Raw genomic sequence first — 26,892 nt, forward strand, 5'->3', positions numbered from 1 at the left:
GCGTCGATCGCCACCCGAAACTTGCCTTCTGGCCGCGCATGCCCAGATAGACTCCGATCTCGAGCCCAGGAGTCGCCCATGGCTGGCGAAAAAGCAGATCTCACCGGGGCAAAGGAGACCTTGCTGATGACGCTCTACGGCAAGGCGCTGGAGAGCCGGTTGCCGGATTCGCTGCTCGGGGACCGTTTCGCCGACGGGGCGGTGCGCAGGATCGACTATGATTTCTCCAGGCTCAAGGTCGACGGCAATCTCGGTGTCGGCCTGGCGATCAGGGCAAAGACGCTGGACGTCCGCGTCGAGGACTTTCTCGCCAGAAATCCTGATGCCATCGTGCTGCACCTGGGTTGCGGGCTCGATACGCGCATCTTCCGTGTCGATCCGCCACCAGGCGTGGACTGGTTCGATGTCGACTACCCCGAAGTCATCGAGCTCAGGCGCAAGCTTTACCCTTCCCGGCAGCATTACCATCTGGTCGCCTCGTCGGTGACCGAACCCGGCTGGCTAACTGAAGTGCCCCGCAATCGCCCGGCCATCGTGGTGGCGGAAGGGCTGACGCCATATCTTCCTGCCGATGAAGGGCCACGCCTGTTTGCGCGGCTTGTCTCGCATCTTGCCAGCGGCGAACTGGTGTTCGACGCCTACAGCCATTTCGGCCTGAAGCTGCTTCGTCTCAATCCGACCATCAAGGCGACAGGCGCCGAGGTTCATTGGGCGATCGACGATCCGCACGAACTGGAGCGAGCCGTCCCGAAGCTGCGATTCGTCGAGGACATCTCGGCCTACAAGCCCGAACACGCCGCCCGCATGGGCTGGTCCGCGAAACTGTTCGTTCGCCTTTGGACATACATTCCCGCATTGCGTAAGGTCGGCAGGCTTTTGCGCTATCGGTTCTGAAGCGTCCTCTCTGTTCGGCGCGCTTTCCCGCGAAAACCGCGCTTCACACTTTTCCTGGAATTGCTTCAGCGCGCCTTGGCGATCGCCAGCGCCCGTGAAAAAGCCGTGGCAAAGCTTTCTCGGGAGTCTGGGTCCAGGAAAGATCCGATCGGCACGTTCTGGCCCTGGCCTTCGACCGTCATCCGTGTGATGCCGATCTCGGCATGACGGGCGACCGAAAACCGCGCCCAGAACGGATTGAAGCGATGCGCTTCCGATTTACCGGATGGCGCCGTCTTGCGGATGTCGAGGCTGGTGCGCGAAACCGACACTTCCTCGCGGGCACGGGCGGCCCGATAGTTGACACGGAAGGCGATATAGACGGCGGCCACGTCGAGGCCGAAGAAGCCAAACACCGGCCAGGCACCGCGCGACAGGAAAAACGCGCCTGTCACCAGCCAGCCGAACAGCAGCGCGCTCATCAGGATGAAGAAGCCTGTCCGGCCCAGCGACCGGTGCGGGGTCAGCAGGGCGCGAAAGAATGGTTCGTCGGCCTGAAACGAGGCGTTTGTGTCGCTCATGGCGGGATATTATAGGAGGGAAATGACGAGCCCCAAGTCCAAAGATTCTTCCATCTCCAAAAAAGAGCTGCTGCCCGGCCGGCGTGATGGATCGAACGCCAAGCCGCGCCCGCGGCCGGTGCGGCGCACTTCGCGCTACAGCCCGGCCGAAGTGCACGAGATCTTCCGGCGGTTTTCCGTCCAGAGGCCGGAACCGAAGGGTGAACTCGAACATGTCAACGCCTTCACGCTGCTGGTCGCGGTGGTGCTGTCGGCGCAAGCAACCGATGCCGGCGTCAACAAAGCGACACGGGTGCTGTTCAAGGCCGCCGATACGCCGCGCAAGATGCTGGCGCTGGGCGAAGCCAAGGTCGGCGAGTACATCCGCACCATCGGGCTTTGGCGCAACAAGGCCAAGAATGTCATTGCGCTGTCGCAAGCGCTGATCCGCGACCATGACGGCGAGGTGCCCAACGACCGCGATGAATTGGTCAAGCTGCCGGGCGTCGGGCGCAAGACCGCCAATGTCGTGCTCAACATGGCCTTCGGCCAGCACACGATGGCGGTCGACACCCATATTTTGCGCATCGGCAACCGGCTCGGGCTGGCGCCCGGCAAGACGCCGGAACAGGTCGAGCAGGGGCTGCTCAAGATCATCCCTGATGAATATATGCGCCACGCGCATCACTGGCTGATCCTGCATGGCCGCTATGTCTGCAAGGCGCGCAAACCGGATTGCTCGGCCTGCGTCATCGCCGACATCTGCAAGGCAGAGGTGAAGACGACCGATGTGCCGGCACCACTGGTCGAGCTCGCACCGCTTGAAGCGGCCACCGCCTAAATCAGTAGCCGTAGCCGCGCGCCATCGCCGCCGCGAAGACTGGGATCAGCAGGAAGATGAAGGCCTCGGCGCGGATGTAGGTCTTCACCGACGCAAGCTCGGTCGCCGGCACCAGGAACGAGGGATTGGCGCTCGCCTGCCTTTTCCAGGAAATGAAGCGCACCGTCGGGATGATCGACAGCAGCCCGACCATGCCAAACGCCGCCATCTTGGCCCAGAACACCCAGTTGTAGACGTAGAATTCCCAACCCTTGAGGCCATAGAAGACGCGGCCGATGCCAACGATGATGATCAGCGCGGCGATGATGCCATAGTGGCGGTCGATGCCGGCGAGCCGCTTGAGCGTGGCAGCGGCCAGATCGCCGCGGATCAGAACGAATTCGGCGCCGATGATCCCCGCCAGTGAAAACACCAGCACATGATGGACAATGGCAAGCACAAGGTCGGTGGTGTCCATGTTCGTTCCCCTGGGTTTGACGGTCCGGCCCGCACCTGAAAAGGGGGTGCGGTTGCAGGTGCTGAATCAGCCTGTCGTGAAAATAACACCGTCGCGCAAAATTCCCATAGCGGCGCCTGGATGATAGGCCCTATCGCCCTGGCCCTTGCACCGCGTCGGCGATTTGCTAAGCGCTGACGATCCGTGCGAGGCAGATCTCATGAACAATCCACAAACGACCGGCGCTCCTGTCATCGAGACGAAGCGAACCACCCTGCGGGCACACCGGCTGGGCGATTTCGACACCTATGCCGCGATGTGGACCGATCCGGTCGTCACCCGTTTCATCGGCGGCAAGCCGCGCACGCGCGAAGAGAGCTGGATGCGCTTCCTGCGTCACGCCGGCCTGTGGTCGCTGCTCGGCTATGGTTTCTGGGCGATCGAGGAGAAGGCTACGGGCCGTTTCATCGGCGAAGCCGGCTTTCACGATCTGAAGCGCGATATGGAGCCGTCGATCGAAGGCATTCCCGAGGCCGGCTGGGCGCTGGTTCCAACTGTTCACGGAGCAGGCTTCGCCACCGAGGTGGTAGGCCGCGTGCTCGCATGGAGCGACGAGGCGTTCGGGCGGGCGAAGACCGTCTGCATCATTGATCCGGAAAACGCCGCTTCGCTGAGGGTCGCGGCGAAGTGCGGTTACCGGGAAGTGGTGCAGATCACCTACCATGATACCCCGACCATCCTGCTGGCGCGGTGACCCTAGCGCCAGATCCAGATCTCCGGTCGAATCGATCTGAGATCTAAATCCGCCTCTAAATCAAAGGGATAGACCATGATGTCGTCCGAAAAACCGCTTCGCACTTTTCGGCATCATGCTCTAGGCGGCGTGATCGACTGGACTTACCCGCTCTGATAGCATCGATCATAGTGCGAAGGGGGATGATCGATGCGTGCATTCAAGACGATAGCCATGGCGTTTTTCTGGGCGGGGTTTGTTCTCGCGCTGACATTGCGGTTGGCCGCTGCCGACGCGACGGTGCCGACCGCCGATATCGAGGGCGCCGCCGACAACCATCTCGCCAAGCGCTACGAAGGCTCATTCATCGTCTCCTATGAGAAACTGGCCTTCACGGATTTCAGCGTGCCGCTGTCGCCCCTCAAGCCGAGCGCCGACCCTGACGCGCGTGATGCGATGAATAATCGTGTTTTTGCACCTGACAAGAAGGCCGAGGTCGAAGGCGCCCTGACCCGCATTGCCTATGTACTGCCGGCCGAGCGTTCGCCGCTCGAAGTGCTGCGCAACTATCAGGATGTGATTGCGGCGGCCGGCGGCGAAACCTTGTTCGAATGCAAGAAGGAGGAATGCGGCGGTGCCGCTGACCGTTCGTCGAGTGGTGGCGGCGGCGATATGAGCCTGACGATGTATTCCTTTCATGAGAGCGATCTGAAGGACGCGGCATTCTCCAATGGCGCCTGCGCGCTGACCTCCGGCATCAACGACCAGCGCTATTTCTCGGCCAAGGTGCCGCAGGACGGTGGCGACGCCTATGTGACCGTTCAGACCTATTCGATGACCGACGATCTCTACTGCAAGGAGCTCAACGGCCGCACCGTTGCCATCGTCCAGGTGCTGGAACCCAAGGCGCGCGACAAGAAGATGGTGGTCGTCGAGGCGGCCAAGATGGCGGATTCGCTTTCCGCTACCGGCAGCATCTCGCTCTACGGCATCTTCTTCGACACCGACAAGGCTGACATCAAGCCGGAGTCGGAACCAACGCTGAAGGAAATCTCGACGCTGCTGGCCAACGACCAGAAGATGGCCGTGATCGTCGTCGGCCACACCGACAATCAGGGCGCCTTCGACTACAATCTCGACCTGTCGTCGCGACGAGCGCAAGCGGTCAAGGCGGCACTTGTGTCGAAATACGGCATCGACGGGGGGCGGCTGACCGCTGCCGGCGCCGGCATGATGGCGCCTGTCGCCAGCAATGATGATGACGCGGGCCGCGCCAAGAACCGCCGTGTGGTTCTGGTCAAGTTGAACTGAGCGAGCCTTCCCAACGAGGACACATTCTATGACAGCGCGTCCGCCGCGAGGCTCGCCTGCTCGAGCATGGAGGCGTCCTCGCCGAAGGCGCGGGTGGCGCGGGCCGACGAGTGAGGCTCGGAGCTCTTTGGCCGAGGCCTGATTGATCTTGCTCTAGACCTGATCGACCGGCGCAGGCTGGGGGAGATTCAAGGTCTTCACCAATGTCGAAAGTTCGGGCTCATCGATGAGCATGGCCGCGTCGGCCGGCGCCAGCCAGGCCCGTTGGCGTCGTTTGGCTTCCTGCCAGTCGGCCAGTTCCTCGGTCACCTCAAGCAGATAGACGATGACGTCGACGCGGACAAAGCGGTTGGCCAGCCGCTTCCAGTAGGAATAAGTGCCCGCCGGCTGCTTCAGTGTCTTGCCGAGCACGCCGGCTTCCTCCTGCGCCTCGATGGTGGCCGCCTTGCGTCCGCTCTTGCCCGTCATCGGCCATCCCTTGGGGACGATGAAGCGTCTGGTGGTTCGCGACGTCACCAGCATCACCTCGATATCGCCGCGCGCGTTCAGCCGAAAGGGAATAGCCGCCACCTGACGGATCCTCTCGCCCTTCTTTGCCTTGCGCACGGCCTTTTTTTTGGTGGCTGCCATTTCGTCGATCCAGTCGATGCAATGCCGCATAGCGCGACAAGGCATCGTTGCAAAACCAAAACTTTCGCGTGTGCCGAAAGGCACTCCGAATACATAAGTCGGCTAAATAAATGAAAAACGCCTGGATGTCAGCGGCAATTGCTCACGGCGGTGGTGCCGATTATCTGCGTCTGGCAGCCTGGCTTGAGTTGCAGCACGACTGTCGGCGGCTGCCGAACGATCTGACGGTCCTGGGCACGATACTGCTGCTGTTGCTGCTGGTATTGCTGCCGCTGTACCCTGTTTTGCAGGATTTGCAGGTCGTTCTGCCGGATCAGCGCGTTGTCACCGGTGGCGGAATTGAGGGCTTGCGCGGAAGTGGGCGGGCAAACGCCCACCAGCATTGCCGTGGCCACCATTGCCGATGTGAAAATCGTTGATGGTCGAAGCGCCGACATTCGCTCATTCCCGCGTAATGAATCCTGGTCTCAATATAGGGGCGTCGGTCCGGCCGTGCCATATCCAAGCGTTGATCGAGACGAAATCGGCTTGTCGACCGCCGAATGGCGGCGGCCTAGAATCTGCCTGGCAACCTCGCATTGAACTTGACGGAAGCCGTCGATTCGCCGCTCTATCGGGTCGGCGCCGGCCTTGAGCCGAACGGCGTCAATGGCGTCGGCATGTCCATCAGGTATAATGGCGCCTTCGGCGAAACATTAAACGGAACGCGATCAGCGCGTCTCTCAAGGTCAGCTTCCAGCTGGCCCGAGGCAGAGCCGGGCGGGAGGGATCTTTATGAGGAAGTACGCGTATCTCGTGGCGATGCTGGGTGTTGCCTGCACCATCGGCGTGCCGGCCGTGGCGGCGCAGACCAAGGGCGACAAGGTCACCGCGCCGCCCGCCGCCGTCGATGCGCCGCAGCTACCTGGTGGCGCGTCGGCACTGTCCGAAACCCATGGCGATTGGACGGTCAATTGCCAGATATCAGGCACGACCAAGACCTGCAGCCTGTCGCATCAGCAATTCAACAAGCAAAGCAACCAGCGCCTGCTGGCGATCGAGTTGTCGAGCAAGACCGGCGAGGATGCCACGGGAACGCTTGCGCTGCCGTTCGGCCTGGCGTTGGCCAAGGGGGTCAGCCTGACCATCGACGATCAGAAACTGGACGGCAGCCTGGCATTCAACACCTGCCAGGTCGTCGGCTGTCTGGTGCCGGTGGCGTTCGATGCGGCTGTCACGCCGCTGCTGAAGTCGGGTACCACCCTGAAGATCGACGCCTTCGCGGCCGACACCGGACAAGCGGTGAGCTTTTCCATTCCGCTCAACGGCTTCGCCGGCGCGCTTGCCCGAACCGCGGAGCTTTTGACCAATTGACCGCAAAGCTCATGTGGACCCGCAGGACCTGAAGCGCGCGCTTGAATGCGGTGCGTCACCGCAGCGAACGTGGCGGCAGGATGTCTTTGCGTCGGCTCAAACGACGATCGTTTTCAACCGTTCCGCGATCAGGGCGGCGAGCCGCGCCGCCACTTCGTCCTTGCTCATCTCTGGCCATTCCTCGACGCCGGCCTTCGACACGATCCGCACCCGATTGCGGTCACCGCCCATCACGCCCGAAGGACCGACGCCGCTTTCCTGCGACACGTCGTTGGCAACGATGTAATCGGCGCCCTTCTTCCGGAGTTTGGCCTCGGCGTTGCGCAAGAGATCCTGTGTCTCGGCGGCGAAGCCGATCACAAGCCCGGGTCGCTGGCTGTGATGGCCGATCCCGGCGAGAATGTCGGGGTTCTCGACCATGCGCAGCACCGGCGGCCCTTCGCCCGCGACCTTCTTGATCTTTTCACCGGCCGAATTTTCGCTGCGCCAGTCGGCAACGGCGGCGACGAACACCGCCGCGTCGGCGGGCAAAAGCTGTTCCACCGCATCGCGCATCTCTTGTGCTCGTTCGACATGGATGGTCTTGACCCCGGCGGGATCGGCAATGCCGACCGGGCCGGAGACGAGACGCACATCGGCGCCGAGCCTGGCCAGTGCCGCGGCGATGGCATGGCCCTGCTTGCCGGACGAACGGTTGGCGATGTAGCGCACCGGGTCGATCGGCTCATGCGTCGGGCCGGAGGTGACGATGATCTTGCGTCCCGACAGCGGCTTGGGCCCGACATCGAGCAGCGCCTCGATGGCGGCGACGATCTCCAGCGGCTCGGCCATGCGGCCTTCGCCCGCCTCATTGCTTTCGGCCATCTCGCCCTTGGCCGGGCCGACGAAGGCAATGCCGTCCTTCCGTAGCGCCGCACGGTTGCGGCGGGTGGCCGGATGCGCCCACATCCTGGGGTTCATGGCCGGCGCCATCAACACCGGCTTGTCGGTGGCGATGAGCACGGTGGAGGCAAGATCGTTGGCGTGGCCATTGGCAAGCTTGGCCATCAGGTCGGCAGTGGCGGGCGCCACCACCAGAAGGTCGGCCTCGCGCGACAACCTGATATGACCGACATCGTGCTCGTCCTGGCGGTCGAACAGGTCGGTGAAGACATGGTCGGCCGAGAGCGCGCCGACCGATAGCGTGGTGACGAATTCCTGCGCGGCCGATGTCATCACCACCCGAACCGCAGCACCGCGCTCGCGCAGCCGGCGGATGAGATCGAGCGCCTTGTAGGCGGCAATGCCGCCACCGATGATGAGCAGGATGCGCTTGCCGGAGAGGCCGCGCGAAAGCCTCTTGCCTGCCGGGGCGGTAGCCGGGGTCGCCGCGCCGTGCACGCTGGTCAACTCGCGCAGCGTTTTCTCGATCTGGTCGATGCGGCCCACTGGGCCGATCTGCCCGTCAACGGCGGCCCGGATCATGACCCGCGCCTGCTCTTCCATGGAGCGGTCGTTCTCCGCCGCCAATCGGCGCAGCAACTCCTTGACCTCATCGTCAAGGTTGCGGATCGTGATGCTGGCCATGTGATTGCACTCGGATGGGATGCCGAGTGCAATGATAGCAATGCAATCAGACTGCCGCAAGTTTGCGGACTTGGAGTCTGAGGCGACTGGAATGCTAGACGATCTTCCAGGCGATATAGACCAGCGTCAGTGCGATCACCCACAGGGCCAGGCGGCCGGAGCGGCTGTAATGCGCCTCGGCCTTGCCTATGGCGCGTGCGGTGGTCTCGTCGAAGCGCAGGCCGTGCTCGGCCATCAGATCGATCTCGCGCGACAGCCGATCGGTGCGCGCCGCAAGCTCGGGCGCCTGGCGGGCCAGCGTCAGCAGCGCCTTGGCACCGTCGCGCGCGTCGAGCATCATGCCACGCGGCCCAAGGTTGCCGGCGATCCAGCCGCTTACCACCGGTTCGGCCGTCTTCCACATGTTGAAAGCCGGGTCGAGCGTGCGCGCGACGCCCTCGACCACCACCATGGTCTTCTGCAGCAGGATCAGTTCCGGCCGCGTCGCCATGTCGAAGAGTTCGGTCACCTCGAATAGCAGCGTCAAAAGCTTGGCCATCGAAATGGTCTCGGCCGGCTGGCCATGGATCGGCTCACCGATCGCCCGGATCGCTTGCGCGAAGGCCGCGACGTTGTGCTGGCGCGGCACGTAGCCGGCTTCGAAATGCACCTCGGCGACGCGCAGATAGTCGCGCACGATGAAGCCGTAGAGGATTTCGGCGAGGAAACGGCGCTCCTTCTTGCCGAGACGTCCGGCAATGCCGAGATCGACGGCGACGATGGTGCCGTTTGCCTCGACGAAGAGGTTGCCCGGATGCATGTCGGCGTGGAAGAACCCGTCACGCAGCGTGTGGCGCAGGAACGACTGAATAAGGTTCGCGGCGATCGCCTTCAGATCATGGCCGGCGGCTTCGAGGCCGGCAATGTCGTTCATCTTGACGCCGTCGACCCATTCCATCGTCAGCACATCACGGCCGGTGCGCTCCCAGTCGACGGATGGCACACGAAAACCGGGGTCGTTCTTGGTGCTTTCGCCGAGTTCCGAAAGCGCCGCCGCCTCGAGGCGAAGATCCATCTCGATCTTGGTGGTCTGCGCCAGCGTCTCGGTGACCTCGACCGGCCGCAGACGACGAGACGACGGAATGTATTTTTCCTGCAGGCGAGCGGCGAGGAAATAGCTTTCGAGATCCTGGAAGAAGCGGCGGCGCACTCCCGGCCGAATCACCTTGACCGCCACCTTGGTGGCAACGCCGTCGTGGACCGCGTCGGCGGCATGGACCTGGGCGATGGAGGCGGCAGCGACCGGGTCGCCAAACTGCGAATAGAGATCGCCGATCTTGCGCCCGAGCGAAGCCTCGATAGCCGCAACCGCCTCGATCTTCGGGAAGGTGTGCATCTTGTCCTGCAACATGGCGAGATCGAGCGCCATGTCGTTGCCGACGACGTCGGGCCGCGTCGCCAGGAACTGGCCGAGCTTGACATAGGAGGGACCGAGCCGGACGACCGCCTTGGCCAGCCGGTCGCTGCGCTCATAGGCAAGCGCGCGGCGGCGGGTGAACAGCCGTGCCAGCCGCCAGCCAAATTTCGGCAGGCCGGACAGTTCCTCGCCTGGCAAGGCGGCAACGACGCCCTCGCGCATAAGCACCCAGCCGGCGCGCATAAGCCGAAATCCAGCGCTGGCGGTGCTCATGGCCGCGCCCGTTCTGCCGGCTCTTCGAACCGGCATAGCGCATGTCGAACGTGAAAAATGCCCCCCGGCCTCAAAGCTTCCAGCCCGAATGAAGCGCGGCAATACCGCCGGAATAGTTGCGGAAGGAAACGCGATCGAAGCCGGCGCGGGAAATCATCGTCGCGAAATTCTGCTGGTTGGGAAACCTGGCGATCGATTCGACCAGATAGGAATAGGGCTCGCCGTCGCCGGTCACCATCTTGCCTATCTTCGGAATGGCGTTGAACGACCAGGCTTCGTAGACCTTATCGAGCAGCGGCATCTCGACCTCGGAAAATTCAAGGCACAGGAAGCGCCCTCCCGGCTTCAACACGCGGAACGCTTCACCGAGCGCGACATCGATGCGCGGCACGTTGCGGATGCCGAAAGCGATGGTGTAGGCGTCGAATGTGGCATCAGGGAAGGGCAGTTCCTCGGCATTGGCCTCGACGAAATCGGTGTTGCCGGACAGGCCTTTCTTTTCGGCGCGTTCGCGGCCGACGGCCAGCATCGAGCCATTGATGTCGAGCACCGTGGCATGGGCATTGCCGTGGCTGGCATCGACGATGCGAAAGGCGATGTCGCCGGTGCCGCCGGCAACGTCGAGCACGCGCCAGCCGATCCTTTTTGGAGGATTGAGCCATGTCACCATGGCATCCTTCCACAGCCGGTGCAGGCCGGCCGACATCAGATCGTTCATCAGGTCGTAGCGGTTGGCCACCTTGTGGAAAACATCGTTGACCAGGGACTGCTTGTCGCCTGCCCCAACACGCTTGAAACCATAAGAGGTTTCCATGCCGCTCGCGGCCGTGGTTCTCTCAACTGACATTTTTTTGATCCGTCATAAAACCGGCGGGACCATAGCCGATCGATGGTGCGGGCGCTATTGTTTAAGGCGCGGTGTTCGGCCGCGCTTCCAGGTGGCGGTTTTCAAGACCTGGACTGACCGACGGGATGATTGAATGCCTTTGAAAGCGGAACTGCACTGCCACATCGAAGGGGCAGCGGCGCCTGAACTCGTCATCCGCCAGGCGCAGAAATACGGCAAGGACACCTCGCCCTATATCCAGAACGGTTCGTTCGTCTGGCACGATTTCACGTCCTTCCTCGCGGCTTACGACTTTTCCTCCGATCTGTTCCGGACCGAGGAGGACTATGCGCGGCTGGCCGATCATTATCTGACCAGCCTTGCCCGCGATGGGGCTATCTATTCCGAGATATTCACTTCGCCGGACCACGCCAGGAAGGCCGGGCTTTCGCCCAAGGCCTATACCGATGCGCTTGGCGAAGGCATGGCGCGCGCCAAGGCCAAGACCGGCATCGAGGGCCGCATGATCGTTACCGGCGTGCGCCATGCCGGCGTCGAGTCGATCGAGCAGGCGGCGCGTTTCGCGGCGCGCTGCGGGCACCCGCTGGTCACCGGTTTCGGCGTCGCCGGCGATGAGCGCATCGGCGAGATGGAGGACTATGTCAGGGCTTTCGAGATCGCCCGCGAGGCCGGGCTCGGCATCACCATCCATGCCGGCGAACTGACAGGCTGGGAGACCGTTCAGGCGGCGCTCGACCACATCCGTCCGTCCCGCATCGGCCATGGCGTGCGTGCCATCGAGAACCCGGACCTTGTTCGGCGCATCGCCGACGAGGGCGTCGTGCTGGAATGTTGCCCCGGCTCCAACATCGCGCTCAAGGTGTTCGACAGTTTTGCCGACCATCCGTTTCCGGCCCTGCAGACGGCTGGCTGCAAGGTGACGCTCAATTCCGACGATCCGCCTTATTTCTGGACCTCGCTGAAGCGCGAATACGACATCGCCGCCGAGCATTTCGCGATGAACGAAAAGGCTCTGGTCGCCGTGACCCGGACCGCCATCGAAGCCGCTTTCGTCGACAAAAAGACCAAGTCAGCACTTCTTGCCCGGTTGAACAGCGCGGCACGCTGATTTCTGCCGACAAAGCTGTGGTCGGGTCGGGCTAGGCGGTTCCTTGGCCGCCGCATTGTCGCTAGGGTTCGCTCAAGCAGCTTGGAGCGCGGCGCGTCCCAAAGGACCATGCGCACTTTCGGTCGCAGGCATCAGGAGAACACCATGAAGGGCGTCACCGTCATCGACCATCCGCTTGTCCAGCACAAGCTGACCATCATGCGCAAGAAGGAGACCTCGACGGCCGGCTTCCGCCGGCTGTTGCGCGAAATATCGCTGCTGCTTGGCTACGAGGTCACCCGCAACCTCGAACTGACGACGACGACGATCGAAACGCCGATGGAAACCATGGAGGCGCCGACGCTGGAGGGCAAGAAGCTGGTCTTCGCCTCGGTGCTGCGCGCCGGCAACGGCTTGCTGGAAGGCCTGCTCGACCTGGTGCCGGCGGCCCGCGTCGCCCATGTCGGGCTCTACCGCGATCACGAAACACTGGAAGCGGTGGAATATTTCTTCAAGGCGCCGAGCGACCTCGCCGACCGTCTGGTGATCGTCGTCGATCCGATGCTGGCGACCGCCAATTCGGCGATCGCGGCGATCGACAAGCTGAAGGAGCGCGGCGCCACCAACATCCGTTTCCTTTGCCTGCTGGCAGCGCCCGAAGGCATCGAGCGCTTCACCAAGGCGCATCCGGACGTTCCCGTCTTCACGGCATCCATCGACCGCCAGCTCAACGAGAAGGGCTACATCATGCCCGGCCTCGGCGATGCCGGCGACCGCATGTACGGAACCAAGTAGTACCAGGCAAAGTTGCCTGGTACGATTTACCGAATATTTACGCAAAGGCGCGGTTTTGGCGCCCGTTAAAGCTGCAAACACCATCCGGGCTTAAGGATCGGCTCTCACTACAGCGCCGCGCGTCCATTCGGACGCGCAAAGGACGCTGTAGCACTTTGATTTTGCGCATGCTTTTCCGAAAATCGATCCCGATTTTCGGGGTCATGCGGCGAGGCCGATCCATGCTGCGCAAACTTCTCATCCTTGGCGTTTTCGCCGGCACGTCGGCATCGATACCGATTGTGTATCAGTCGAATCCGCAATTCGTTGAAAACCTGCTGAAATCCACGGTGACGAGCAAACAAGCGGTCGAAGCCCAACCCGACGCCAATTTGGCATCGGTCCCCGACAAGCCGGTGGCGCCGCTGCCGATGGGCCGCAAGGTCGTCGTTGCGGCAGACGAGCGCGGACACTTCTCGTCGGCCTTCAAACTCAACGGACGTCAGATCGACGGCATGATCGACACCGGCGCCACACTGGTCGCCATCAACATTTCGACGGCGCGCAAGATCGGCCTGTCGCTGAACCCTTCCGACTTCAGTCACGAGGTCAGCACCGCCAACGGCACCATCAAGGCAGCCGTGGCAATGATCGACCGCCTGCAGATCGGCAACATCACGGTCAACGACGTCCAGACCATCGTGCTCGACGATAGGGCGCTGCGCACCAATCTGATCGGCATGAGTTTCCTTAATCGGCTCGATAAATACCAGGTCGAGGACGGCACGCTGCTGCTCGTTCAGTAAAGTCCTATTCGTTTTCCGCAATTCCCAAGGGAAAGCGCTATGCGCTTTTCCCGGGAAAACCGTTACACACTTTTCCTGGAATTGCTCAGCCGCGCGGCAGGATCCGCCGGATGACCGACTTGTCGGCGGCCGGCTTCGAAGCGCCGACCGTATAGGCCGAAAGCACGGCGGCGGCGGCAGCCTCGGCATCGGCCGATGAGCGGGCATGGACCAGCGCCAGCGGCTCGCCGACCCTGACCTCCGCGCCGATAGGCAACAGCCTGGTGATGCCGACCGCAGGGTCGACCTTGTCGTCCGGCCGCGTGCGTCCGCCTCCCAGGCTAACCACGGCGAGCCCAATGTCTCGGGTGGCGATGCCGGTGACGAAGCCGTTTTCGGTCGCCTTGACGGCAAATTCGGTCGCCGCCACTGGCAGATATTTTTCCGGCTTCTCGATGAAATCGGCCGGACCGCCAAGCGCGGCAACCATGCGCGAGAAAGTGGCGGCGGCGCGGCCGCTGGCGAGCGTCTCGGTGGCGCGCCGCATGCCATCCTGGTTGGACGACACCAGTCCCGCCGACTGCAGCATTTCGGCGGCCAGCGCCAGCGTCACGTCCTCCAGCCGATGGTCGCGAAACCGGCCAGTGAGGAAATCGACGGCATTGCGCACCTCGACGGCGTTGCCGGCGGCCGATGCCAGCGGCTCGTTCATGCCGGTGATCAACGCCGAGGCCTTCAGCCCGGCACCATTGGCGATCTCGACCAGGCTGTTGGCGAGTGCGGTTGCGTCGCGCGACTTCTCCATGAAGGCGCCGTTGCCGACCTTGACGTCGAGCACCAGCGATTGCAGCCCGGCCGCCAGCTTCTTCGACAGGATCGAGGCGGTGATCAGCGGCACCGATTCGACGGTTCCGGTGACGTCGCGGATCGCATAGAGCCGTCGATCGGCGGGCGCGAGGTCGGCGGTCTGGCCGATGATGGCGCAGCCGGTTTCAAGAACGGCCTTGCGAAACAGCGCAATATCGGGCTGGCTGGCATAGCCGGGGATCGCATCCATCTTGTCCAGCGTGCCGCCGGTGTGGCCAAGGCCACGGCCTGATATCATCGGCACATAAGCGCCGCAGGCGGCGACAATCGGCGCCAGCATGAGCGAGACATTGTCGCCGACGCCGCCGGTCGAATGCTTGTCGGTGACCGGGCCGGGCAGGTCCGACCAGTCGAGCACATCACCGGAATCGCGCATCGCCAGCGTCAGCGCCACCGCCTCGTCGCGGCTCATGCCGTTGAAGAACACCGCCATGGCGAAGGCACCGACCTGACCGTCCGAAACGGCCCCATCGGTCACGCCCTCGACGAAGCCGGCGATCTCCTGCTCCGACAGCCTCAGGCCGTCGCGCTTGCGGCGGATGATTTCCTGCGGAAGCATCAGCTCTCCAGCAGCCCGTCGCGGAACACGCGCTGCAGGATGGTTGCCAGCCGCGCGCCGCCTATCGGTGCCATGTCCTTGGTCTCCTGGTGCGAAAGCTCGGCACCGGTCATGCCGGCCGCCAGATTGGTGATGACCGAACAGGCGGCGACGCGCAGCCCGAGGAAACGGGCGAGAATGACCTCCGGTACGGTCGACATGCCGACCGCGTTGGCGCCCATGATGCGGGCCATGCGGATTTCAGCGGGTGTTTCGAAGCATGGCCCCGAGAACCACATGTAGACGCCCTTGTGCAGCGCGGTGCCGGTCGCTTTCGCCGCCCGTTCGATCGCCTTGCGGATGCCGGCATCATAGGCCTCGGTGAGACCAACGAAGCGGCGGTCGCTGGGCTCCCCGATCAGCGGATTGCTTCCCGAGAAATTGATATGGTCCGATATCAGCATCACCGAACCTGGCGGCATATCCGGATCGACCGAGCCGGCGGCATTGGTGAGGATCAGTTTCGTGATGCCGATGCCGGCAAGCACCTCCAGCACCGGACGCATCGCCGCAGCAACGCCGTGCTCATAATAGTGGGCGCGGCCGGACAGCATCAGCACCGGCACGCCGGCAAACAGCCCCGCCACCACCTCACCAGCATGGCCGGTCACACCGCTTCTGGGAAAGCCCGGCAGCTCGGCATAGGAGATGCGGATCGGATCCTCGATCTGGTCGACAAGGCCGCCCAGGCCCGAACCCAGCACCAGCGCCGTCAACGGCGCGAGACCGTCCAGCCTTTCGATGAGATGATCCAGCGCCTTTTCCGTCATTTCAGCCAATTCCGAGTCAGGTCTTCATTGCAAGATGTCGCCGCGGAAACCATAGGGCAGCATGTCGCCCATGGTCACGGTTTCGGCCACGCCGGCATTGTCGCAGAGATAGAGCTTGGTTTCGGGCCGGCAGAATTCGGCCAGCCGCTGCCGGCAGCCACCGCAAGGCGAGCATTTCGCCATGCGCTCGGCAAGAACGGCGATCTCCACGATCTTGCCGCCCCCGCCCATGATGTAGTGACCGAGCGCTGTGGTCTCCGCGCACCAGCCTTCCGGATAGGAGGCGACCTCGATATTGGCGCCGGTAAAGATACGCCCGTCCTCGGTGCGCAAGGCAGCGCCCACTGGAAACTTCGAATAGGGCGCATAGGCCTTGGCCATGGCAGCCTTGGCGGCCTCGAACAGATCATGCGACATTCAGGTGTTCTCTCCGATGATCGTGTCCAAAAACCGGCACTAAGCCGCTCCGTTGCTCCCGCTCAGCGTTCCTTGACATATGGTACGCCGCCGGCGCGTGGCGGAATGGCCTTGCCGATGAAGCCGGCGAGCAGGATGACGGTGAGGATGTAGGGCAGCGCCTGCATGAACTGCACCGGCACCTTGCCGATGATGGGCAGCGGCGAGCCTTGCAGGCGGATCGACAGCGCATCGAGGAAGCCGAACAGCAGGCAGGCGAACATGGCATTGACCGGCTTCCACTTGGCGAAGATCAGCGCGGCCAGCGCGATATAGCCCTTGCCGGCGGTCATGTCCTTCACGAAGCCGCCATTCTGCACCATCGACAGATAGGCGCCGGCGATGCCGGTGAGGATGCCCGTGCAGATCAGTGCCCGGTAGCGCAGCCAGGCGACCGAGATGCCGGCGGTGTCGACGGCGGCCGGGTTCTCGCCGACGGCGCGCAGGCGCAGGCCGAACCGGGTGCGAAACAGCACCCACCAGGTGAACGGCACCATCAGGAAAGCGAGATAGACCAGGATCGAGTGGCCCGACAGCAGTTCGGCATAGATCGGCCCGATGATCGGCACGTCGTGCAGGGCGGCGGCACCAGGCCAGATGATGGCCTCGAAGCGCTCGCCCGGTTGCAGCGCCGGCGTGCGCCCGCCTTGCTGGAACCAGGCTTGGCCGAGGATGATGGTCGATCCGGCGGCGATGAAATTGATTGCCACGCCGGAGACGATCTGGTTGCCGCGATGGGTGATCGAGGCGAAGCCGTGGATCATGGCAAACGCGACCGAGATCAGGATGGCCATGCCGAGGCCGAGAAAGGCCGAATGGAACACGGAAGCCGCCGCCGCTCCGGCGAAGGCGCCGACCAGCATCTTACCCTCGAGACCGATGTCGAAGATGCCGGCGCGTTCCGAATAGAGGCCGGCGAGGCATGCCAGCAGCAGCGGCACCGAGAGGCGGATGGTCGAGTCCAGTGTCTGGACGATTGCGTTGAACACATCCATCTCAGGCACCCTTACTCTTGACCGCTTCCATGCCGACCGACCTCGGATTGAACGAGGCGAACAGCGCCTGGATGTAAGGCCTGAACATGTGCTCGAGAGCGCCGGCAAACAGGATGACGAGACCCTGGATGATGACGATCATGTCGCGGCTGATCGCCGGCATTTCGAAGGCAAGCTCGGCGCCACCCTGGTAAAGCATGCCGAACAGGATCGCCGCCAGCACGATGCCTATAGGGTGCAGGCGGCCCATCAGCGCCACGGCGATGCCGACGAAACCGGCGCCGGAAACGAAATCGATCGCGACATTGTGCTGGTCGCCCATCACCGGATTGAGCGCCATCATGCCGGCGAGCGCGCCCGAGATCATCATGGCGGTGATGATGATGCGGGTTTCCGAAATGCCGGCATAACGCGCCGCCTTCGGGCTGTGGCCGTAGGTGCGCATCTCATAGCCGAGCTTGGTGCGCCAGATCAGCAGCCAGACCAGGAAGGCCATGACCAACGCCAGCAGGAAGGAAATGTTCAGCGGCGCCGAACGGATCTTGGCGCCGAACAACTCGATGATCCAGTTGAGCTTAGGCAATTCCGCGCCGGCAAGGAAGTTGCGCGTCTGCGGCGCTTGCGACGCTGCCGGCTTCAAGGGGCCGACCAGCAGGTAAACCATGATCGAGGCGGCGATGAAGTTGAACATGATGGTGGTGATGACGATGTGCGAGCCGCGCTTGGCCTGCAGGTAGGCGGGGATGAGTCCCCACAACGCGCCCACGATCGCCGAAGCGACGATGGCCAGCGGAAATGTCAGCCACCATGGCAGCACGCTGTCGAAGGAAAGACAGACGATGGCGATGCCGAGGCCGGCGATGTAGGCCTGCCCCTCTGTGCCGATGTTGAACAGGCCGCAATGCGCCGCCACCGCCACGGAAAGCCCGGTGAAGATGAACGTGGTGGCATAGAACAGGGTGAAGGCAATGCCTGTGCCCTTACCGAAGGCGCCCTCGACCAGAATGACGGCGGCGCGCAACGGGTTTTCGCCGACCAGAAGCACGACGAAGCCGGCGACCACGAAGGCAACGAACAGATTGATCACCGGGATCAGGCCGTAGTCTGCCCAGGCCGGCAGCTTGGCGTAAGGGGTGCTCATTCCGCTGCCTCCTGGTGCTCGACGCCGGCCATCAGCAGGCCGAGTTCGCCTTCGGTCGCCTCAGGGCCGCGCTCGCCGACGATGCGGCCGGCAAACATCACCAGGATGCGGTCGGAGAGTGAACGGATCTCATCCAGCTCGACCGACACCACCAGCACTGCCTTGCCCTGGTCGCGCATGGCGATCAGGCGCTTGTGGATGAATTCGATGGCGCCGACATCGACGCCGCGCGTCGGCTGGCCGACAATCAGCACGCCGGGATCCTGTTCCATTTCGCGCGCGAGCACGATCTTCTGCTGGTTGCCGCCGGAAAAATTGGCGGTCTTGAGCCGGCAGTCCGTGGGGCGGATATCGTATTTAGCGATCTTGTCCTTGGCATCGTTGCGGATGGCATCGATGTTGAGGAACGGCCCATTCAGATAGCGGGGATCGTCGTGATAGCCGAGGATGGAGTTCTCGTTCTCCTCGAAGGCCAGCACCAACCCGACGTGATGGCGATCTTCCGGCACGTGCGCCAGGCCGCGGTCGCGCAATTCTCCGGGGTCGGCGGCACCGGTCAGGTCGATCGGCTTGCCGTCGAGCATGACTGAGCCCGAGACCGCGCGCCTGATGCCGGAAATCGCCTCGAGCAGTTCGGATTGTCCGTTGCCGGCGACACCGGCGATGCCGACGATCTCGCCGGCCCTGATATCGAAGGAGATGTCGTCGACCATGGTGACGCCGCGTGTATCCTTGACCGTCAGGTTCTTGACCGCGAGCTTGACGCCGCCGGCTTCCGCCTCGCCCTTTTCGACCCTCAAGAGCACGCGCCGTCCGACCATCAGCTCAGCCAGTTCCTCGACTGTGGTCCTGGCGGTCTCGCGCGTCGCCACCATCGTGCCCTGACGCATGACCGACACGGTGTCGGTGATATCCATGATCTCGCGCAGTTTGTGAGTGATCAGCACCACCGTCTTGCCCTGGTCCTTCAGCTGCCTGAGGATGCGGAACAGATGGTCGGCCTCTGCCGGTGTCAACACGCCCGTCGGTTCGTCGAGGATCAGGATCTCGGCGCCGCGATAGAGCGCCTTGAGGATCTCGACACGCTGCTGCAGGCCGACCGGCAGTTCCTCGATGATCGCATCGGGATCGACTTCCAGCCCGTATTCGCGCTCCAACCGCTCGAGTTCGGAGCGCGCCTTGGCGATGCTCTTCTTCAGCAGGGCATCGCTCTCGGCGCCGAGGATGACGTTTTCCAGCACCGAGAAGTTGTCGACCAGCATGAAGTGCTGGTGCACCATGCCGATGCCGAGCGCGATGGCGTCATTGGGCGTCTTGATCGCCGTCGGCTGGCCGCCGACTCGGATCTCGCCGCTATCGGCCTGGTAGAAGCCATAGAGGATCGACATCAGCGTCGACTTGCCCGCGCCGTTCTCGCCGACGATGCCGTGGATGGTGCCGCGCGCGATCTCCAGATTGATGTCCCGGTTGGCGCGCACGGCGCCAAAACTCTTGTCGATGCCGATCAACTCGATTGCGGCTTGCGCCATGCAGCCTGTCCCACTCTTATTTTTTTATCGCTTGGTCAAAACGCCTAGCATGACGCTCCGCCCGTGCCAATTGGCCGGAGCAGGGCCACTCTCGACAAATCCCGGTGTGCTTGTCAATTTCCAACGTGGCCGGGGCCTTCACATTCGCTAATATGGCGAAGCCGAAATTCGCATCACGGCGCAAAGGCTGTACGCTGCAAGACTGGGGATTTTGAATGACCGTGCTCGCCAACCGGCTGACGACGCTGGAGATCCGCGCCGCCGAACAGGAGAAGACCATCGAGGAACTGTCCGGCCAGATCGCCGAACAGTGGAAGGTGATCGAGCGCATGCAGCGCAAGCTCGATGCGCTGACCGATCGGTTTCTGGCACTGGAGGAGCAGACAGGAGACGAAGTGCCTGTAACCAAGCCGCCGCACTGGTGAGGAAAAGGGGCGCGCCCGCCATGGCCAGTGAAAGCGATCGTATCGCGCGGGCCGGCGACTATGTGCTTGGCCTGATGAACGACATGGAACGCGAACGGGCCGAGCGCGACCTGGAAATCGACCCGGCCTTCCGCGATGCGGTCGTGCGGCTTGCCGAACGCATGCATGTCTTCGACGATGCCGAACCTGAAGAGCGCTGGAAGCAGATCACGCAGCGCATCGGCGACCTGCCGCAGATGCGCAGCTCCGGGCTGGGCGATGCCGGGTCGCCAGCCGTGATCGAACGCCTGTCGCGGCGGCCGCACGGCATCGGCTTGCACGCGCTTGGCGGCCGGCGCGGATTTGTCGTTGCCGTCGGCCTGATCGTGGCCTTCGCGCTGGGGTATCTGGCGGGTAAATTATAGGCCACGCAAAACCGCCGAGCTTGCGCCCGGCGGTTTGCAAGATCATGGCCGATATTTATGCCGCTCAATAGGGGCAGGCGTTGTCGGCGGTGTAGTCGTGCACCTGGATCTTGCCGGAGATGATGTCGGCCTTGGCCTTTTCGACGGCCGCCTTCATCTCGTCGGTCACCAGCGCCTTGTTGTTCTCGTCCATGGCGTAGTCGACGCCGCCTTCCTTGAGGCCGAGGTTCTGCAGGCCACCCTTGAAGGTGCCGTTCTTGCCGTCCATGAAGGCGTTGTAGACGGCAACGTCGACGCGCTTCATCATCGAGGTCAGCACTTTGCCGGGCTGCAGGCCGTTCTGGTTGGAATCGACGCCGATGCCAAGCTTGCCGGCATCAGCCGCCGCCTGCAGCACGCCGACGCCGGTGCCGCCCGCCGCGGCGTAGACCACGTCGGAGCCCTGGTCGATCTGCGTCTTGGCGATCTCGCCGCCCTTGGCCGGGTCGTTCCAGGCAGCCGGCGTGTCACCAGTCATGTTCTGGATGACGTCCGTCGCGCCGGCCGACTTGGCGCCGCCGACATAGCCGCATTCGAACTTGCGGATCAGCGGAATGTCCATGCCGCCGATGAAGGAGACCTTCTTCGACTTCGAAGCCATCGCCGCCAGGATGCCGACCAGATAGGAGCCTTCATTCTCCTTGAATACCAGCGAGCGGACATTGGGCAGATCGACGGCGTCGTCGATGATGGCGAAGTTGAGGTCAGGATATTCGGCCGCGACCTTCTTCAGCGCGTCCTCCCAGGCAAAGCCGGCCATGACGATCGGGTTGCGGCCGTCCTCGGCAAAGCGGCGCAGCGCCTGCTCGCGCTGCGAGGCGTTGGAGACCTCGAATTCGACATAGGCCGTGCCGGTCTCGGTCTTGAACTTTTCGGCGCCGTGGTAGGCTGCCTCGTTGAAGGATTTGTCGAACTTGCCGCCGAGATCATAGAGAAGCGCCGGCTGGACATCCGCGGCGAAAGCCGGAAGAACCATTGCGGTTGCGGCCAGGAGGCCGAGAACGATACGTTTCATGTGATCCACACCCTGTCGGTTATTTTTTCCGTTATGCACCGCATACCGGCCCGGCTCTCCGGCAGGCATGCGACGTCAGCCAGGAGTGTATTCCCCTCCCGCTCGGCGGCAATCTGGCACGGCCCGAAACAAAATTCACGCGGAATTTTGACCTTTTGGAAAAGCATGGCGCGGGCGAGCCGCGCGGCAGCTTGATCCCTGCGCCAAAGGCCTCAGGCGGCGGCGGCCGGAATGTCGTAAGCGACACCCATGCCTTTCAAGTTGCAAGTGCCGTAAGGGTTCTTCGCCAGATATTGCTGGTGATCGCCTTCGGCGAAATAGAATTCGGTCGCCGGCGCGATCTCGGTGGTGATCCTGCCGTGGCCGGCGCCGCGCAGCGAAGCCTCATAGGCATCGCGCGAGGCGCTCGCCGCCCGCATCTGCGCATCACCGATCGTGTAGATCGCGGAGCGGTAGGCGGTGCCGACATCATTGCCCTGGCGCATGCCTTGTGTCGGGTCATGGCTTTCCCAGAACAGCTTCAGAAGTGCGGCATAGGACACGATCTTGGGGTCATGGACGACCAGCACCACTTCGGCATGGCCCGTAAGCCCGGTGCAGGTTTCCTGATAGGTCGGATTGGGCGTGATGCCGCCGGCGTAGCCGACCGCCGTGACCCAGACGCCTTCCCTCCGCCAGAACAGCCGCTCCGCACCCCAGAAACAGCCGAGCCCGAACATCGCCGTCTCCAGCCCCTCGGGATAGGGACCCTTGAGCGGTCTTTTCAAGACCTTGTGCCGTGGTGCGGTCGGGATCGCCCTGGCGCGGCCCGGCAGGGCCTCGGACGGCTTCGGCAGATTGAGCTTCTTGTTCAGCATGTCGCTGAGAAAGAACATGCACGGCTTTCCTCTCTGGGTGGAACGCGGAAGGGGATCAGTTCGCGGCGAACCGTCCGCGCGGTTGCCGCCGGTAGCCGATCGCATAGAGCAGGAAGGCCAGCACCGCGAACACGGCGAAGCCCGGCTGGTTGAGCGCCCAGGCGACGGCGCCGTCCCACAGCAGAGGGCCGGCCTTGGCCCGAACGAAGGTCTCGAAGGCGGCCCGAGTGTCCGGCGAGACCGCCAGCCAGCTGGTGTTGAGCGGTGTCAGCACCAGCACTGAGGCCGCCACGGTGCGCGTCGCGTCGAGCACCGCCATGATGACGGAAATCGACAGGGCGACCATGGCGGCAAGACGGAAGACGAAGCGAAACATCACAGACCTTCCTCCCGGGCCAGTCCTCAAGCTCCTCCCGAGGGCCTTCCGGCACATTTCGAAACGAGAGATAGAATGGCCCTGCCCACTTCGCAATCGGCCTACGCGAATTTGAAGTCCGCGCTTTCTCCGGTCGACCCTAAGCCACCGGCTTGCGTTTGCGCCATTGGACACGCCAGACGGCGAAAATGCCGCCGGCGATGGCGCCGATCACCAGCCCGGCCAGGCCGATAAACACGGCGAAATAGACGCAGGCGCCTTCGAAGCAGCTCATGTCGTTGGCGTCGGCAATGATCGAGCCGGCGAAGAAGCAGGCGAGGGCGCCGATGACGGCGCCGAGGATGATGCCGAGCAGGGCAGCGACGATCGGTCTTTGCGTCGCTCGACAGATGGCCAGAGGCGAAGTCAAGCAAGGCCAGCCGTGCGGTGTTGCCTGTGCACATCATTCGGCCGGCGGTACCTCAAAAAGGGCGCGCAGGCGGCTTCGCGAACGCTGTGTGGCCGGCAAAGCGAATAGACTGCCGTTATGGCTTGGCATTCGGCCCCGGATCGACTAGATGAGCCCCGCGCCTGTTGCTTCGACGGCTCAGGTGCAGGGGAAGGGCGTTCGCTGGTTGGCGACGCCGGCGCGGAATACCGCGCCACCACCCCAAGGGAGGTGCATCTCCCCAACCCGCGCGGCGAAACCGGCCGGCGCGACATGCATGGACGGAGAGGTGGCCGAGTGGTTGAAGGCGCACGCCTGGAAAGTGTGTTTACGGGAGACCGTAACGCGGGTTCGAATCCCGCTCTCTCCGCCAGCCCACAAAAAATGGTAGAACCCTCTGATATCGTTGCGTCTCGTAAGGGCGCCAGAAGGATCACGCGTGAACGCCCACGAGCCGGTTTTGGAATTGTTACGTGATCTGGTAGTGGTGATCCAAATCACAGGAGACGGCATGCCAAACGATGTAATCGTGCGCGACAGCAATGGCGCTCAATTGAATGACGGCGATTCCGTCACGCTGATCAAGGATCTCAAAGTCAAAGGCTCTTCGGAGACGATCAAGCGGGGTACGCTGGTGAAGAACATTCGCCTCAACGGCAATCCCGGCGAGATCGAATGCAACACCAAGCAAGTGAAGGGCTTGGTGCTCAAAACCGAGTTCGTGAAGAAGGCGTGACCGCCGAGGCGGCAATCAAGATGCAGCTTCGGTAAATATCAACCGTCTCGCCTTGCCAAAGAGCGCACAAGGCCAATGATTGTTGCGGCGTATAGTTCTCGGCCCGCAGCGCGACCAGGCTTGTGAAAGTTTTATCCGCATTTTAACCAATGAAGTTCATCGTCCTAAATGGTGAGGTATCGACTCGCGAGGGCGGGGTGGAATGACTGACCTGGATGACGAGGCTGATGTCGCAAAACTCAGCCCATCCAAACGCTGGCGAACAATAGTTCTGAAGACAGTCCAGTTTGTCTCGCCTGCCATTGCGATAGGGTGTGCCGCCACGGTCGGCTATTTCGCCTATATGGCCGCCAACCAAAAACCGCCGGCCGATATGGCAGCGCTGGCGGTGTCGATCCTCAAGTCCAGCGATGCTTCCCCGGAAATGCGGGAATGGGCCTCGGATGCCATAGGAATACAAAACGATATTGGAATGCCGGCCAAATCCATTCAGCAATGAATGCACCTCCCATCGTCATGGGTGAAAGCCACACCCCGACCACAGAAGCCCGGCTCGGCCCCCCAGCCGGGCTTTTCGCTTTTTCGGCGTTCCGGGCCGGCTGCACGATGACGTCCCGCTGGCCGGCGTGACGGCCAGCCGGTAGGGCGTGCGCGACGCACCGACCGCGACCCCTGGGATGGTCGCCAGGCCAAAACCTTTATGAAATTCCTATTTCTTTCCGCCCCGCCCCGTCTCGAACCTTTATGGCGATCGGGTCCATATTCCCCTCGAGAAAACACAGCCGGTTCCGTCAGCGGAAAAAAATGCGACGGGCCATGGCGTCGCGAATCTTCGTCGAGGGCGCCAAAGTACAAGTGAGCATAAGGAACAAACATAATGGACGGCATTGTTCTTGGGATCGGGGTTTTGTTTTTCGCCCTGTTCTTCACCTATGTCAAAGCCTGCGACAGAATTTGAGCTGAGGATAGGACCATGCTTTTCGATTACATCCTCGGTGGTGGCGTGACCTTGTTCCTGCTCGCCTACCTGACCTACGCGCTCGTTCGTCCAGAACGCTTCTGAAGGCACGGAAAGCCACAGCCATGACACTGAACGGTTGGATACAGATCCTGGTTTATTGCGGGATCATCATTTTGCTGGTGAAACCGCTCGGCGGGTACATGCACCGCGTCTTCAACGGCGACCGCACGCTGCTCTCGCCAATCTTCGGCCCGCTCGAGCGCGGGCTCTACCGCATTTGCGGAACCAGCGAACGCGAGGAACAGCACTGGACCACCTATGCGGTGGCGCTGCTGCTGTTCAACCTTGCCGGCTTCCTTGTGCTCTATGTCCTGCAGCGCCTGCAGGGAAGCCTGCCCTACAACCCCGCCGGCATGACCGCGGTTGAGCCAGGACTGGCCTTCAACACCGCCGCCAGCTTCATGACCAACACCAACTGGCAGAACTACGGCGGCGAGAGCACGCTGTCCTACCTCGTGCAGATGGCCGGCCTGACGGTGCAGAACTTCGTTTCGGCGGCCACCGGCATAGCCATCGCCATCGCTCTGATCCGCGGTTTTGCCCGCGCTTCCGGCAAGTCGATCGGCAATTTCTGGGTCGATATGACCCGTTCAACACTCTATCTGCTGTTGCCGTTCTGCATCGTGCTGACTCTGGTCTATGTCTGGCTCGGCATGCCGCAGATGCTTGGCGCCTACGTCGGCGCCACGACGCTCGAAGGCGCGCGGCAGACCATCGCCGTCGGCCCGGTCGCTTCGCAGGTGGCCATCAAGATGCTCGGCACCAATGGCGGCGGCTTCTTCAACGCCAATGCCGCGCATCCTTTCGAGAATCCCGACGCGATCTCCAACCTGATCCAGATGGTGTCGATCTTCGCCATCGGCGCAGCCTTGACCAACGTCTTCGGCCGCATGATCGGCAACCAGCGCCAGGGCTGGGCGATCCTGTCGGCCATGGGCGTCATGTTCATCGCCGGCGTCATCGTCTGCTACTGGGCGGAAGCCGCCGGCAACCCGCTGGTGCATGCGCTGGGCATCGACGGCGGCAATATGGAAGGCAAGGAGACGCGCTTCGGCATCGCCTTGTCGGCGTTGTTTGCCGTCATCACCACCGCCGCCTCCTGCGGCGCCGTCAATGCCATGCACGGCTCGTTCACCGCGCTCGGCGGCATGATCCCGATCATCAACATGCAGCTTGGCGAAGTCATCGTCGGCGGTGTCGGCGCCGGTCTCTACGGCATCCTGACGTACATCGTCGTCGCCGTCTTCGTCGCCGGCCTGATGGTCGGCCGCACCCCCGAATATCTCGGCAAGAAGATCGAGGCCAAGGAGGTCAAGATGGCGATGCTGGCAATCCTGTGCCTGCCGCTGGCGATGCTGATCTTCACCGCCATCGCTGTCGTGCTGCCGACCGGCGTGGCGTCGATGGGCAATGCCGGCCCGCACGGCTTCTCCGAGGTTCTTTATGCCTACACGTCGGGTGCGGCGAACAATGGCTCGGCCTTCGGCGGCCTCAGCGGCAACACGCCCTGGTACAACATCACCATCGGCATCGGCATGCTGATGGGCCGCTTCCTGGTCATCATCCCGGCGCTGGCCATCGCCGGCTCGCTGGTGGCGAAGAAGACGGTTCCGGCTTCCGCCGGCACCTTCCCGACCGATGGCCCGCTGTTCGTCGGGCTGCTGGTCGGCGTCATCCTGATCGTCGGTGGTCTGACCTTCTTCCCGGCGCTCGCCGTCGGGCCGATCATCGAGCATCTGGCTGGCATACACGGGCAGACCTTCTGAAGCTG

Annotated in this window: 31 protein-coding genes and 1 tRNA gene; 15 read left to right on the plus strand and 17 right to left on the minus strand. The window is 62.9% G+C overall.

Going from position 1 to position 26,892, the window contains the following annotated elements:
* Positions 1–78: 78 nt before the first annotated feature.
* Positions 79–894, plus strand: a complete 816-nt coding sequence (locus NKH03_RS16125; protein WP_352969181.1) for a class I SAM-dependent methyltransferase — start codon at positions 79–81, stop codon at positions 892–894.
* 65 nt (positions 895–959) lie between these two features.
* Here NKH03_RS16125 and NKH03_RS16130 read toward each other — a convergent pair whose 3' ends face one another.
* On the minus strand, positions 960–1,454 hold the full coding sequence (locus tag NKH03_RS16130) for a DUF2244 domain-containing protein (RefSeq protein ID WP_352878716.1): 495 nt from the start codon (positions 1,452–1,454) through the stop codon (positions 960–962).
* Between the two features lie 22 nt (positions 1,455–1,476).
* Here NKH03_RS16130 and nth point away from each other — a divergent pair, with 22 nt between their 5' ends.
* Positions 1,477–2,274: an endonuclease III gene (nth, locus tag NKH03_RS16135; protein ID WP_352969183.1), complete on the plus strand. Its 798-nt coding sequence runs from the start codon at positions 1,477–1,479 to the stop codon at positions 2,272–2,274.
* Between the two features lies 1 nt (position 2,275).
* On the opposite strand, the gene NKH03_RS16140 is transcribed toward nth, so the two are convergent.
* A complete protein-coding gene (locus tag NKH03_RS16140; RefSeq protein ID WP_352969185.1) occupies positions 2,276–2,731 on the minus strand; it encodes a DUF2214 family protein in 456 nt (151 codons plus the stop codon).
* A 199-nt stretch (positions 2,732–2,930) separates the two neighbouring features.
* Here NKH03_RS16140 and NKH03_RS16145 point away from each other — a divergent pair, with 199 nt between their 5' ends.
* Entirely contained in the window at positions 2,931–3,464 is a 534-nt protein-coding gene (locus NKH03_RS16145) for a GNAT family N-acetyltransferase (protein WP_352869877.1), read from the plus strand.
* A gap of 189 nt (positions 3,465–3,653) precedes the next feature.
* Entirely contained in the window at positions 3,654–4,754 is a 1,101-nt protein-coding gene (locus NKH03_RS16150) for an OmpA family protein (protein WP_352969187.1), read from the plus strand.
* A gap of 153 nt (positions 4,755–4,907) precedes the next feature.
* On the opposite strand, the gene NKH03_RS16155 is transcribed toward NKH03_RS16150, so the two are convergent.
* Together NKH03_RS16155 and NKH03_RS16160 are read right to left on the minus strand one after the other, a co-directional pair.
* Positions 4,908–5,384, minus strand: coding sequence for an NUDIX hydrolase (locus tag NKH03_RS16155; protein ID WP_352969189.1), 477 nt, complete (start codon positions 5,382–5,384; stop codon positions 4,908–4,910).
* A 128-nt stretch (positions 5,385–5,512) separates the two neighbouring features.
* On the minus strand, positions 5,513–5,821 hold the full coding sequence (locus NKH03_RS16160; RefSeq protein WP_352969191.1) for a hypothetical protein: 309 nt from the start codon (positions 5,819–5,821) through the stop codon (positions 5,513–5,515).
* A 337-nt stretch (positions 5,822–6,158) separates the two neighbouring features.
* Here NKH03_RS16160 and NKH03_RS16165 point away from each other — a divergent pair, with 337 nt between their 5' ends.
* Entirely contained in the window at positions 6,159–6,737 is a 579-nt protein-coding gene (locus NKH03_RS16165; RefSeq protein WP_352969192.1) for an invasion associated locus B family protein, read from the plus strand.
* A 96-nt stretch (positions 6,738–6,833) separates the two neighbouring features.
* On the opposite strand, the gene coaBC is transcribed toward NKH03_RS16165, so the two are convergent.
* The 3 genes from coaBC to ubiE all read right to left on the minus strand — a co-directional run bounded on the left by coaBC (position 6,834) and on the right by ubiE (position 10,819).
* Complete coding sequence (gene coaBC, locus NKH03_RS16170) at positions 6,834–8,303, minus strand: bifunctional phosphopantothenoylcysteine decarboxylase/phosphopantothenate--cysteine ligase CoaBC (protein WP_352969194.1); 1,470 nt, start codon at positions 8,301–8,303, stop codon at positions 6,834–6,836.
* A gap of 94 nt (positions 8,304–8,397) precedes the next feature.
* Positions 8,398–9,972: a 2-polyprenylphenol 6-hydroxylase gene (gene ubiB, locus NKH03_RS16175; protein WP_352969196.1), complete on the minus strand. Its 1,575-nt coding sequence runs from the start codon at positions 9,970–9,972 to the stop codon at positions 8,398–8,400.
* A 70-nt stretch (positions 9,973–10,042) separates the two neighbouring features.
* Entirely contained in the window at positions 10,043–10,819 is a 777-nt protein-coding gene (ubiE, locus tag NKH03_RS16180; RefSeq protein ID WP_352969198.1) for a bifunctional demethylmenaquinone methyltransferase/2-methoxy-6-polyprenyl-1,4-benzoquinol methylase UbiE, read from the minus strand.
* Positions 10,820–10,952: 133 nt separating this feature from the next.
* Here ubiE and NKH03_RS16185 point away from each other — a divergent pair, with 133 nt between their 5' ends.
* The 3 genes from NKH03_RS16185 to NKH03_RS16195 all read left to right on the plus strand — a co-directional run bounded on the left by NKH03_RS16185 (position 10,953) and on the right by NKH03_RS16195 (position 13,486).
* Positions 10,953–11,927, plus strand: a complete 975-nt coding sequence (locus NKH03_RS16185; protein ID WP_352969200.1) for an adenosine deaminase — start codon at positions 10,953–10,955, stop codon at positions 11,925–11,927.
* A gap of 144 nt (positions 11,928–12,071) precedes the next feature.
* Positions 12,072–12,701 carry a uracil phosphoribosyltransferase gene (upp, locus tag NKH03_RS16190; RefSeq protein ID WP_352863054.1) on the plus strand — a complete coding sequence of 210 codons (630 nt, stop codon included), beginning with the start codon at positions 12,072–12,074 and terminating at the stop codon, positions 12,699–12,701.
* Between the two features lie 221 nt (positions 12,702–12,922).
* Positions 12,923–13,486, plus strand: a complete 564-nt coding sequence (locus tag NKH03_RS16195; protein WP_352969202.1) for a TIGR02281 family clan AA aspartic protease — start codon at positions 12,923–12,925, stop codon at positions 13,484–13,486.
* Between the two features lie 85 nt (positions 13,487–13,571).
* Here the strand turns inward: NKH03_RS16195 and deoA are convergent, their stop codons facing one another.
* From deoA to NKH03_RS16225, 6 genes are all read right to left on the minus strand, one after another.
* Positions 13,572–14,891, minus strand: a complete 1,320-nt coding sequence (gene deoA, locus NKH03_RS16200; protein WP_352969204.1) for a thymidine phosphorylase — start codon at positions 14,889–14,891, stop codon at positions 13,572–13,574.
* Positions 14,891–15,700, minus strand: coding sequence for a purine-nucleoside phosphorylase (locus NKH03_RS16205; protein ID WP_352969206.1), 810 nt, complete (start codon positions 15,698–15,700; stop codon positions 14,891–14,893). The genes deoA and NKH03_RS16205 overlap by 1 nt, the downstream gene beginning before the upstream one ends.
* 24 nt (positions 15,701–15,724) lie before the next feature.
* Positions 15,725–16,117, minus strand: a complete 393-nt coding sequence (gene cdd / locus NKH03_RS16210) for a cytidine deaminase (protein WP_352863061.1) — start codon at positions 16,115–16,117, stop codon at positions 15,725–15,727.
* A 62-nt stretch (positions 16,118–16,179) separates the two neighbouring features.
* Positions 16,180–17,151 (minus strand): ABC transporter permease, encoded by a 972-nt coding sequence (locus NKH03_RS16215; RefSeq protein ID WP_352969208.1) that lies wholly within the window; start codon positions 17,149–17,151, stop codon positions 16,180–16,182.
* A gap of 1 nt (position 17,152) precedes the next feature.
* Complete coding sequence (locus NKH03_RS16220) at positions 17,153–18,292, minus strand: ABC transporter permease (RefSeq protein WP_352969210.1); 1,140 nt, start codon at positions 18,290–18,292, stop codon at positions 17,153–17,155.
* Entirely contained in the window at positions 18,289–19,821 is a 1,533-nt protein-coding gene (locus tag NKH03_RS16225; RefSeq protein WP_352969212.1) for an ABC transporter ATP-binding protein, read from the minus strand. The genes NKH03_RS16220 and NKH03_RS16225 overlap by 4 nt, the downstream gene beginning before the upstream one ends.
* 215 nt (positions 19,822–20,036) lie before the next feature.
* On the opposite strand from NKH03_RS16225, the gene NKH03_RS16230 reads away from it, so the two are divergent.
* Together NKH03_RS16230 and NKH03_RS16235 are read left to right on the plus strand one after the other, a co-directional pair.
* Positions 20,037–20,246 carry a SlyX family protein gene (locus NKH03_RS16230; RefSeq protein ID WP_352863069.1) on the plus strand — a complete coding sequence of 70 codons (210 nt, stop codon included), beginning with the start codon at positions 20,037–20,039 and terminating at the stop codon, positions 20,244–20,246.
* A gap of 20 nt (positions 20,247–20,266) precedes the next feature.
* A complete protein-coding gene (locus NKH03_RS16235) occupies positions 20,267–20,650 on the plus strand; it encodes a hypothetical protein (RefSeq protein ID WP_352969213.1) in 384 nt (127 codons plus the stop codon).
* A 64-nt stretch (positions 20,651–20,714) separates the two neighbouring features.
* Here NKH03_RS16235 and NKH03_RS16240 read toward each other — a convergent pair whose 3' ends face one another.
* From NKH03_RS16240 to NKH03_RS16255, 4 genes are all read right to left on the minus strand, one after another.
* Positions 20,715–21,704 carry a BMP family lipoprotein gene (locus tag NKH03_RS16240; protein WP_352863073.1) on the minus strand — a complete coding sequence of 330 codons (990 nt, stop codon included), beginning with the start codon at positions 21,702–21,704 and terminating at the stop codon, positions 20,715–20,717.
* Between the two features lie 212 nt (positions 21,705–21,916).
* Complete coding sequence (msrA, locus tag NKH03_RS16245; RefSeq protein ID WP_352969215.1) at positions 21,917–22,579, minus strand: peptide-methionine (S)-S-oxide reductase MsrA; 663 nt, start codon at positions 22,577–22,579, stop codon at positions 21,917–21,919.
* A gap of 37 nt (positions 22,580–22,616) precedes the next feature.
* Positions 22,617–22,937 (minus strand): hypothetical protein, encoded by a 321-nt coding sequence (locus tag NKH03_RS16250; protein ID WP_352969217.1) that lies wholly within the window; start codon positions 22,935–22,937, stop codon positions 22,617–22,619.
* A 139-nt stretch (positions 22,938–23,076) separates the two neighbouring features.
* Complete coding sequence (locus NKH03_RS16255; RefSeq protein ID WP_352969219.1) at positions 23,077–23,346, minus strand: hypothetical protein; 270 nt, start codon at positions 23,344–23,346, stop codon at positions 23,077–23,079.
* Positions 23,347–23,647: 301 nt separating this feature from the next.
* On the opposite strand from NKH03_RS16255, the gene NKH03_RS16260 reads away from it, so the two are divergent.
* From NKH03_RS16260 to kdpA, 5 genes are all read left to right on the plus strand, one after another.
* Positions 23,648–23,737, plus strand: a tRNA-Ser gene (locus NKH03_RS16260).
* Positions 23,738–23,875: 138 nt separating this feature from the next.
* Complete coding sequence (locus NKH03_RS16265) at positions 23,876–24,100, plus strand: alkylphosphonate utilization protein (RefSeq protein ID WP_352863122.1); 225 nt, start codon at positions 23,876–23,878, stop codon at positions 24,098–24,100.
* A 202-nt stretch (positions 24,101–24,302) separates the two neighbouring features.
* Positions 24,303–24,599 carry a hypothetical protein gene (locus tag NKH03_RS16270; RefSeq protein ID WP_352969221.1) on the plus strand — a complete coding sequence of 99 codons (297 nt, stop codon included), beginning with the start codon at positions 24,303–24,305 and terminating at the stop codon, positions 24,597–24,599.
* Positions 24,600–25,073: 474 nt separating this feature from the next.
* On the plus strand, positions 25,074–25,163 hold the full coding sequence (gene kdpF / locus NKH03_RS16275; protein ID WP_019861144.1) for a K(+)-transporting ATPase subunit F: 90 nt from the start codon (positions 25,074–25,076) through the stop codon (positions 25,161–25,163).
* A gap of 20 nt (positions 25,164–25,183) precedes the next feature.
* Positions 25,184–26,887 carry a potassium-transporting ATPase subunit KdpA gene (gene kdpA, locus NKH03_RS16280; RefSeq protein ID WP_352969222.1) on the plus strand — a complete coding sequence of 568 codons (1,704 nt, stop codon included), beginning with the start codon at positions 25,184–25,186 and terminating at the stop codon, positions 26,885–26,887.
* Positions 26,888–26,892: the final 5 nt, after the last annotated feature.

Source organism: Mesorhizobium sp. M1406 (assembly GCF_040317555.1).
Taxonomy (GTDB): Bacteria; Pseudomonadota; Alphaproteobacteria; order Rhizobiales; family Rhizobiaceae; genus Mesorhizobium.